Source organism: Paraburkholderia sp. UCT31, assembly GCF_014397655.1.
GTDB lineage: Bacteria > Pseudomonadota > Gammaproteobacteria > Burkholderiales > Burkholderiaceae > Paraburkholderia > Paraburkholderia tuberum.
This window is the reverse complement of record NZ_VZQP01000075.1, coordinates 20,820-29,111: the sequence shown is the minus strand read 5'-3', so window position 1 is coordinate 29,111 and position 8,292 is coordinate 20,820. Positions and strand designations below refer to the sequence as shown.

Below are 8,292 nucleotides of genomic sequence, written 5' to 3'. Positions count from 1 at the left end.
GTCAGGCGCCATCCTACTGCAAACCCTACATTAGACTCTACAAGAAATAATTAAAATCCTTATAAATCAATCTATTGAACGATATAATAAACAACATGTAACTCTACATCAAACCCTACAATCCGCCATGACGACCGTCGTATCGTTCGAACCCTTGTTTCCTGAGGACCGTGTATTGGATCCGCTGATCGAGCGCACGACCGAACTCGTCGACTCATCGCAAAAGCTCCTTGCCGTAAGCGGGACGCCATTTGCCGCGGCGCTCGTCCCGCAATTGCGTGCGATGAATTCGTACTACACAAATAAGATCGAAGGCCAGCACACCACGCCCGCCAGGATCGAGGCCGCTCTCAAGCGCGACTATTCAACTGACGTCGCCGAGCGCAAAAAGCAGCGCCTTGCGATGGCGCATATTGCAACGGAATCCTCGCTCGAAGAAGAGTGGGATTTGCTTGCGACGGCCGCCCTGTTCGAGCCCGCACGACTTACGGCCATTCATGAGCGATTTTTTTCCTATTTGCCGGTCGCTGAGAGATTTACCAGCGAGGGCGAACCAATCGTGCCGGGCGAACTTCGCAAATCGGACGTCACCGTGGGCCGGCATCTCGCGCCAGAACCTGAAATGATCGCGCCATTGCTCGATGCATGGGCCAAGCGATATGCGCGCCTACGGATCAAGGACCATCAGTTGATCGGCATCGCCTGCTCGCATCATCGGTTGGCATGGACTCACCCGTTCGCAGACGGCAATGGCCGGGTGGCACGTCTGCATTCACATCTCGCTTTACGATCGGCCGACTTGACGCATGGCCTATGGTCTCCGCTTCGCGGTCTCGCACGCGAACATGAGCTGTACTACGCAAGATTGAGCGAAGCCGACCAGACGCGCCGCAATGACCTCGATGGCCGAGGCAATCTATCCCAGGAAGGCCTGGTGCGTTTCGCGCGGTTCTTTCTCGATTGCTGCCTGGACCAGGTAAGCTTTATGGTTCGCATGACCGAGTTCGATGGCATTGCAGATCGCCTGCTCGATCTATTGCGTTACCTCGATTCGAATCCGTGGATGATCGGCTCCGAAAAATCGGTGATCAAACCGGAGGCCTCGGCACTGGCGATGGAGTTTGTGGCGACGCGGCGTGCAGTCAGCCGCGCCGAATTCAATCAGATACTTGGCGTTACTGATGTTCTGGCTCGCCGGATTACGCGCTCTCTACTTGATATTGGACTGCTCGACTCGCCTTCCCATCGCGGCAATCTCTCGTTCGGACTCCCATTGAAAAGTCTTCGATTTCTATTCCCGAGACTATGGCCCGAAGTCGATCAGGACTAGGCTGATCGTCGAAGAGAATGGCTGCAACCGGCTCTCCTCCCTACCGAACCACCCGCGTCACCCCTCGCCCGCGCGGATCGGCCGCCGCCTCCGGCTCGTCCCCATCGATCCTGATCACCTGAACATCGCCGGTGAATTCCTGCCCTTCCAGCTTGTAGCCCTTCGCCTCGAGCTGCTGGGCGAGTTCGCCCTCGATCGGCTTGTACGGCTCCGAATAGATCGTATTCGGCGGCAATAGCTGGTGATGGAAACGCATCGCGGCGAGCGCATCCGGCAACGGCATGTCGAAGTCGTAGATGTCGTTGATCACCTGGAAGATCGTCGTGAAGATCCGCGATCCGCCCGGCGTGCCGATCACGAGCGCGACCTTGCCGTCCTTCGTCAGAATCGTCGGCGCCATCGACGACAACGGGCGCTTCTTCGGCTCGATCGCATTCACGTCGCTGCCGACCACATCGAACATGTTGGCGGCGCCCGGCTTCGCGGAGAAGTCGTCCATCTCGTCGTTCAGCGCGATGCCTGCCCGATCCACCACGACGCCCGAGCCGAACGCGCCGTTCAGCGTGTACGTGTTCGACACCGCGTTGCCCCATTTGTCGACCACCGAAAAATGCGTGGTCTCCGCCTTCTCCGGCATCGAGGTCCCGAGCCCCGGCTGAATGCTCTTCGTGTCCGACGGCATATTCGGATCGACCTCGGCCGCGCGCTTGGCCAGATACGGGTCGTCGATCAGTTGCGCGACCGGCACCTTGTAGAAATCCGGGTCGCCGAGGTACTGCGCGCGATCCGCGAACACGCGCTTCTCGAGCTCCGCGATCAGATGCACGTATTGCACGGAATTGAGCGGCACGTTCTTGAACTCGGGCGCGATATCGGCCTTCATCTTCAGCAGTTGCACGAGCCCGACGCCGCCCGAACTCGGCGGCGGCGCGGTGATCACGCGGTAGCCGTTCCAGTTCGCCTGCACCGGCTCGCGCCAAACCGCCTTGTACTGCGCGAGATCGGCCTTCGTAATCAGGCCGTGGCCGCGCATCGAAGCGGCGATCAGATCCGCAGTCTTGCCCGTGTAGAAATCTTTCGCGCCCTGATCGGAAATACGCTGCAGGACCGCGGCAAGGTCAGGCTGCCTGAAGGTGACGCCCTGCTTCAGATTGCCGAAGTAGGTGTCGAAATTGGTCTTGCCCGCGAAGTTCTTCGCCGCATCGTCGCGCAGCTTCTGCAGTTGCGGAGCGACCATGAAGCCGTCGCGCGCATAGTGAATAGCCGGCGCGAGCACCTGCTGCCATTTCAGCTTGCCGAAACGGCGCTGCGCTTGCCACATGCCCTCGACGGTGCCTGGCACACCCACCGCGCGATAGCCGACCAGGCTCATGCCTTTGATGATCTCGCCCTTGTCGTCGAGATACATGTTCTTCGTCGCGGCGAGCGGCGCGCGCTCGCGATAGTCGAGGAAATACGGCTTGTTGTCGACGTACAGCGTCATGAACCCGCCCCCGCCGATGTTGCCCGCATCCGGGAACGTGACCGCAAGGGTGAAGGCGATCGCGGCGGCCGCATCGACCGCATTGCCGCCTTCGTTGAAGATCTGCTCGGCGGCATCGGCGCTGTATGAGTCCGGCACCGCAATCGCCGAACCGGCAAGCACGGCGGGTTGCGTCTTCGCGGGCGCTTTCGCGACAGCAGGCGCCGCCTCGAGAAACCCGGTTGAAACGCAGAGGATTGCGATCAGGGCAAGACCGCTGATCGAAGCACTGGTTGAAGCTTTGACGTTGCGAAACAAGTTCATGACCTCCTCATCGACGACGACGACGACGACATCCGCATGATGGCTTACGCGCGCCCGCGACGGCCGCGCGAGATCTCATCGCCCGCGTCTCGCGGCAGCCGCCGCGTAATCGGAATCGACAGGCACGAGAACAGACCGACGACGAGAAACGCCGGCCAGAAATCGGAGAACACGATGTTCGGATGCCCTTGCACACGATGCGAAATCTGCAGCACGATGCCCGAGATCGTCACGCCGAGGCCGAGCGACATCTGCTGGATGACGCTCGCGACACTCGTCGCGCGGCCGACGTCGCTGCCCGGAATATCCGCATAGGCCAGCGTATTGAGCGACGTGAATTGCAGAGAAGGAAAGAAGCCGCCCACCAGCACGATGCACCAGATCACCCAATGCGGCGTGCCGGGAAAGAACAACCCGTACACGGCGATCGCGAGACCCGCGCACGCGGCGTTGACCATCAGCACGGTACGAAAGCCGAAGCGTTCGAGAATGCGCGACGCCACCGTCTTCATGAAAATCGAACCGAACGCGGATGCGCACGTGATCGCGCCGGCTCTGAACGCGGTCATGCCGAGCCCTTCCTGCAACGCGAGCGGCAACAGGAACGGCACGGCGCCAAGACCGATCCGAAACAGCGAACCGCCGATCACGCTCGCATGAAAACTTGGAATGCGCAGCAAACGCAGATCGAGCACCGGCAGCGCGACGCGGCTCGCGTACAGCGCATAAAGCAGCAGCAACACGATGCCGGTCACGCACATGCCGACCGATTGTCCCGTCGACACCAGTTCGCCGCCGACCAGCGAGAGCCCGAGCATGAACAGCGAAGCCCCGCTAGCCGACAGCACGAAGCCGAGCCAGTCAAGTCGGCCCGGATGCGGCTCGCGCGTATTGGCGATGTACTTGTTGGTGAGCCAGATGCCGAGCAGGCCGATCGGCACGTTGATCACGAAGATCAGACGCCAGTGCAGATAGGTCGTGATAAAGCCGCCGAGCGGCGGCCCGACCACCGGACCGAGCAACGCCGGCACCGTCAGATAGTTCATCGCGCGAATGAACTCCGACTTCGGCAGCGACCGGAAGATGATGATGCGGCCCACCGGCACCATCAGCGCGCCGCCGATGCCCTGCACGAAGCGCGCGAGCACGAAGGTAACGAGCGAAGTGGAGGCCGCGCACAGCAGCGAGCCCGCCATGAAGATGCCGATCGCGGTGCGGAACACGGTGCGCGAACCGAAGCGGTCGGCGACCCAGCCGCAGATCGGGATAAAGACGCCAAGGCCGATCACATACGCGGTGACCGCAAGCTTCAGCGTGATCGGATCATGACCGAGGTCGCGTGCCAGAACCGGCAGCGACGTCACGATGACCGTGCCGTCCACGTTTTCCATGAACATCGCGCACGCGACGATCAGCGGAACGATGAAAGCGCCTAAAGCGAGCAGCATTGTCATGGCGACGGGCGGCCAGCCATCAATGGAAAGCGTCGATTATGGCATCGCGGCGACAACAAATGTTGTCGCGCGAGGGGATTTTGCCGTGTGCCATCGCGCGCTGCCGTGCATCTTCGCGCGCGGCACGGACGCCTCAGCGCGATGCGCTGACGAGCGGCTGCAACTGCGGCAGGATCTCGTTGGCGGCGCGCGCGACGTCGTTCGGAAAGTCGATCTCGATCCACGGCGCGCCGCTCACCTCGGCCGTGTCGAACACCTGGCTGCGCTCGAGCAGCAGGTCACGCACCGCCTCTTCGTGCGGCATGTTCGCGCGGCCGCTGTCGATATAGCCCGCGACGATCTGCGTGAAGCGTCGCGCGGTTTCCTCGCGGAAGCGGAAGAAGCCGACCGACTCGCCGATCGTGTCGTACTCCAGATTGGCCGCGAGCTGCTTGCGCAACTCGACCGGCACGCCGTCCTTCAGGCACAGCTTGACGGGCTCGTCGCCCGCTTCGAAATCGCGGTCGATCAGCAGACGGTTGACCGACTCGCCCGCCACCAGCGCGCTCAGGATGCGCTCGTCGTACAGCACGTCGGCGTCCATCAGCAGCACGTCGCCGCCGCGCGTCAAAGCGTCGGCAACGGTATGCACGGTCAGCACGCTGCCAAGATCGAAGCGCGGATTGAGCACGGTCTCGACCTCGTGCGGCCAGTCGATGCGCGCGAGTTCCGCCTGCACGGATTCCGGCTGGAAACCGAGCGCCAGCACGACGTCGGTCACGCCAGCGGTTTTGAGCATCTGCAGATGCCGTTCGAGCAGGCTCATGCCGTCGAACTGCAACAGGCATTTCGGAAACTGGGCTTGCGGCGGCTGCTGGAGACGCAGGCCGAGGCCCGCTGCGAGAATGATTGCGCGCATGCGCGGTCCTTTGAAAAAAGTACGGAGGTCAATCGGCAACCGGCACGCGCCGTGGAGCGCGCCGCCGTTGCCAGCTTCGTTCGCTGAAGTGCAATACAAGCAGGCCCGGCAGGCCCAGCAGGAGTTCACGCGCACGCTTGGCGAGCGACAACGCCAGCGCCGCGTCGGGCGGCAAACCCACCAGCGGCGCGAGCAGCAGATAGCCGCCCTCCTGCACGCCGAGCGAGCCCGGAATCATGAAGGCCGCGCCGCGAATCGCCTGGCCGATGCTTTCCAGCAGCAGCGCGTCGATCCAGCCGACCGGATGACCGAGCAAACGCAGCGCGAGCCATACCTCGGCCGTGCCGACTAGCCATCCCACGAGGCTCAGCGCAAAGCTCGCCGCCACGCGGCCGCGCTCGCGGTACAGCGACTGCACGGCGGCATCGACGGCTTCCGCGCGCGTCATCAGCGACGACCAGTCGCGCTTGCCGAACACCTTCGACACCACGCCCAGCAGCCGGCCGAACAGACCGCGCCGCTGCGCGAAGTAGAACGCGGCGATCAGCGCGCCGAGCACGCCGGTCGCAATCAGCGTTGCGGTGCGCAGGTCGTGCAGCGTGCCGTGCGCGGCGTACGCGCCGAACATCGCGAGGCCACCGAGCGCGAACACGATTTGCGCGAGCGCCTGCCAGGTCGTGCTGACGGTGATCGCGGCGGCCGCGTCGCGCAGCAGCATGCCGCGCTGCGACAGTTGACGCACCATCACCACCGGGCCGCCGATCTGCCCAGCGGGCAGCAGGCTATTCACCGACTCGCCGATCCAGCGCGCGGACAGCGCATCGCGCAGCGAGGGTTCGGCTCGCGCCGCGCTCGTCGCGCCGCTGGTTGCACCGCTTGCCGGACCTTCATGCGCACCGTCACGCGAAGGATGGTCGCGCCTGAACAGCACGGCGATCGCAGCCGCATCGAGCACGAGCGGCACCACGTGGAACGCGGCGACGACCGCGAGCCCCCAGCCGGCTGCGAGCAAGGTCGACGCCACCGAGCCGAAGCCCTGCCAGGCGAGCAGGCCGACGAACAGCGCCGAGCCGATCGACAGCAGAAGCAGGGCCGCCCGACTCACGCGGCGTCCTTGCCGCGCGAGGCCATCTGACGGAACACCTGGCGGAAACCGAAGTACGCGATCGCGTCCTTCATGTTGGAAACGAAGCGGCGCCACGGCCGCATGTTGGGATCGGTGACGTATTCGAACGTCAGCGACACACGCATCTCGTTCGGCCCGGCCGGCGTGATGCGATGACGCAGCTTGTCGCCATCGAAAAACACGAGGCCGCCCGGCGGAATCTGCACCGAGCCCGGCTGGTCCGGCACCTCCGGATTGCGCGTATGCAGTTCGTAGTCGAGCCGGCACGACGATTCGTCGATCACGCCGAGCAGCAGCGTGTAGCGGCGTCCGTCGTAATACGAAGTATCGTAGTGCCAGCCGATATGGTCGCCGGGGCGCGTGTAGTAGTAGAGCGCGTAGGCGTGCGGATCGTCGGCGGGCGACACCTGCAACTGGTCGCCGCTCAGCTGCTCGAGCCAGCCGATCAACTCCTTCGAGCGATACAGCTCGGCGATGAACGGCGCGAGACGGTCGATCGTATGGCGGCTGACACTGCCGCCCTGCTTGTGACCCGGCAGATAGTTGCGGTTCACTTCGTCGAGCAGCGCGCGCGCGCTGTGTACCAGCTGCGCGGTCGCTTCCGGGGCGAGGAACTCGTCCAGATACAGAAACGCGTCCTGCGCGGCGAAGTCTTTACGCAGACGCGCGTTATCGAACGTGCGGGTACGGCTCGCGACCGCGCGGTCGGCATCGGGCGCGGGCGTGAGCGCCGCCACGGGCGTGCCTGACGACACGGGCGCGATCACGTCGTCTTCGGCGTGCAGATTCATTTGCTGGTCCAGTGTTGACGGGATTCAGACGCGCTGGCGGCCTTGGCCGTCGGACGAGCGCTACGGCGCGCGACGCGCCAGTAGTCGATCACCACCCATACGGCGAACAGCGGCGCGCCGATCGACGCGACCACCACGAACGGCGCGACGACATTCGTCAGCGTGACGATGGGCAGCAGGTACAGCACGTCCTCGGTTTCGAAGCCCCCCATCGACGCCTGCTTCGTGCCGGCCTTGCCGACCATTTCCTCGATCCGCATGCGCAAAAAGAAGATCAGGGCGACCGCGACACCAGCCACCGCGCCGAGCACGCCGGGCGCGAGCTTCAAAGCGTCGATCTGCGCGCCGCCGACACCGATACCCATGCCGACGAATAGCATCACGGTCACGAGCGCATCACAGGCGAGGTCGTAAAAATGACCGATGCGGCTCGACTTGCCGCCCACTCGCGCGAGTTCGCCGTCCGTGTGATCGACGAAATTCGACAGGACGATCAGCAGTGCGCCGGCATTGGCCCACGCGAATCCCCCGTGCGCAAGGCACAGCGCGCCTGCGACGCCGATCAGGAGGCGCAGCGTGGTCAAATGGTTCGGGGTGACCCAGGTGTCGACTAGCGGTGTCACGAGCCGGCGGGCGAGCCGGGCGTCCCACGTACGCGGCGGCGGAACGTTGATTGGAGGTCGGGGTTGCGAAGTCATAAGGCGGAAATATATACGGGATTCTGAAAGCTTGCTGTTATGCCATACGTTGCTCTGCAATTTCCAGATACCGTTCGTGTGTCCGTCACAAAGCGGAATTCACCGAATCGCTGTAAAGTGCGAATCCAGTTGTGCCAGTCATGCGGAATCTGTTCGATGTGCAGCACCGCTCGTGCCCTCCGGGGGATGGCGCAGTGGTTGCTAATCCA

7 protein-coding genes are annotated in these 8,292 nt (G+C 63.4%); 1 reads left to right on the top strand and 6 read right to left on the bottom strand.

Going from position 1 to position 8,292, the window contains the following annotated elements; all coding sequences use genetic code 11:
* Window positions 1–127 precede the first annotated feature (127 nt).
* Window positions 128–1,330: a Fic family protein gene (locus F6X40_RS37195; protein WP_187631307.1), complete on the top strand. Its 1,203-nt coding sequence runs from the start codon at window positions 128–130 to the stop codon at window positions 1,328–1,330.
* A 40-nt stretch (window positions 1,331–1,370) separates the two neighbouring features.
* Here F6X40_RS37195 and ggt read toward each other — a convergent pair whose 3' ends face one another.
* The 6 genes from ggt to F6X40_RS37165 form a co-directional block, all read right to left on the bottom strand.
* A complete protein-coding gene (gene ggt / locus F6X40_RS37190) occupies window positions 1,371–3,116 on the bottom strand; it encodes a gamma-glutamyltransferase (protein ID WP_187631306.1) in 1,746 nt (581 codons plus the stop codon).
* Window positions 3,117–3,160: 44 nt separating this feature from the next.
* Entirely contained in the window at window positions 3,161–4,564 is a 1,404-nt protein-coding gene (locus F6X40_RS37185) for an MFS transporter (RefSeq protein ID WP_184025626.1), read from the bottom strand.
* A 139-nt stretch (window positions 4,565–4,703) separates the two neighbouring features.
* Window positions 4,704–5,468 (bottom strand): NTP transferase domain-containing protein, encoded by a 765-nt coding sequence (locus tag F6X40_RS37180; protein WP_187631305.1) that lies wholly within the window; start codon window positions 5,466–5,468, stop codon window positions 4,704–4,706.
* Between the two features lie 28 nt (window positions 5,469–5,496).
* On the bottom strand, window positions 5,497–6,573 hold the full coding sequence (locus F6X40_RS37175) for a lysylphosphatidylglycerol synthase domain-containing protein (RefSeq protein WP_187631304.1): 1,077 nt from the start codon (window positions 6,571–6,573) through the stop codon (window positions 5,497–5,499).
* Complete coding sequence (locus F6X40_RS37170; RefSeq protein ID WP_187631303.1) at window positions 6,570–7,385, bottom strand: 2OG-Fe(II) oxygenase; 816 nt, start codon at window positions 7,383–7,385, stop codon at window positions 6,570–6,572. The genes F6X40_RS37175 and F6X40_RS37170 overlap by 4 nt, the downstream gene beginning before the upstream one ends.
* Window positions 7,382–8,083 carry a CDP-alcohol phosphatidyltransferase family protein gene (locus tag F6X40_RS37165; protein WP_187631302.1) on the bottom strand — a complete coding sequence of 234 codons (702 nt, stop codon included), beginning with the start codon at window positions 8,081–8,083 and terminating at the stop codon, window positions 7,382–7,384. Before F6X40_RS37165 ends, F6X40_RS37170 begins: the two co-directional genes overlap by 4 nt.
* Window positions 8,084–8,292 lie beyond the last annotated feature (209 nt).

Bases quoted from the DNA above. Each gene is read 5' to 3' on its own strand.
- F6X40_RS37195 (WP_187631307.1), top strand. From the start codon at position 128: ATGACGACCGTCGTATCGTTCGAACCCTTGTTTCCTGAGGACCGTGTA.
- ggt (WP_187631306.1), bottom strand. From the start codon at position 3,116: ATGAACTTGTTTCGCAACGTCAAAGCTTCAACCAGTGCTTCGATCAGC.
- F6X40_RS37185 (WP_184025626.1), bottom strand. From the start codon at position 4,564: ATGCTGCTCGCTTTAGGCGCTTTCATCGTTCCGCTGATCGTCGCGTGC.
- F6X40_RS37180 (WP_187631305.1), bottom strand. From the start codon at position 5,468: ATGCGCGCAATCATTCTCGCAGCGGGCCTCGGCCTGCGTCTCCAGCAG.
- F6X40_RS37170 (WP_187631303.1), bottom strand. From the start codon at position 7,385: ATGAATCTGCACGCCGAAGACGACGTGATCGCGCCCGTGTCGTCAGGC.
- F6X40_RS37165 (WP_187631302.1), bottom strand. From the start codon at position 8,083: ATGACTTCGCAACCCCGACCTCCAATCAACGTTCCGCCGCCGCGTACG.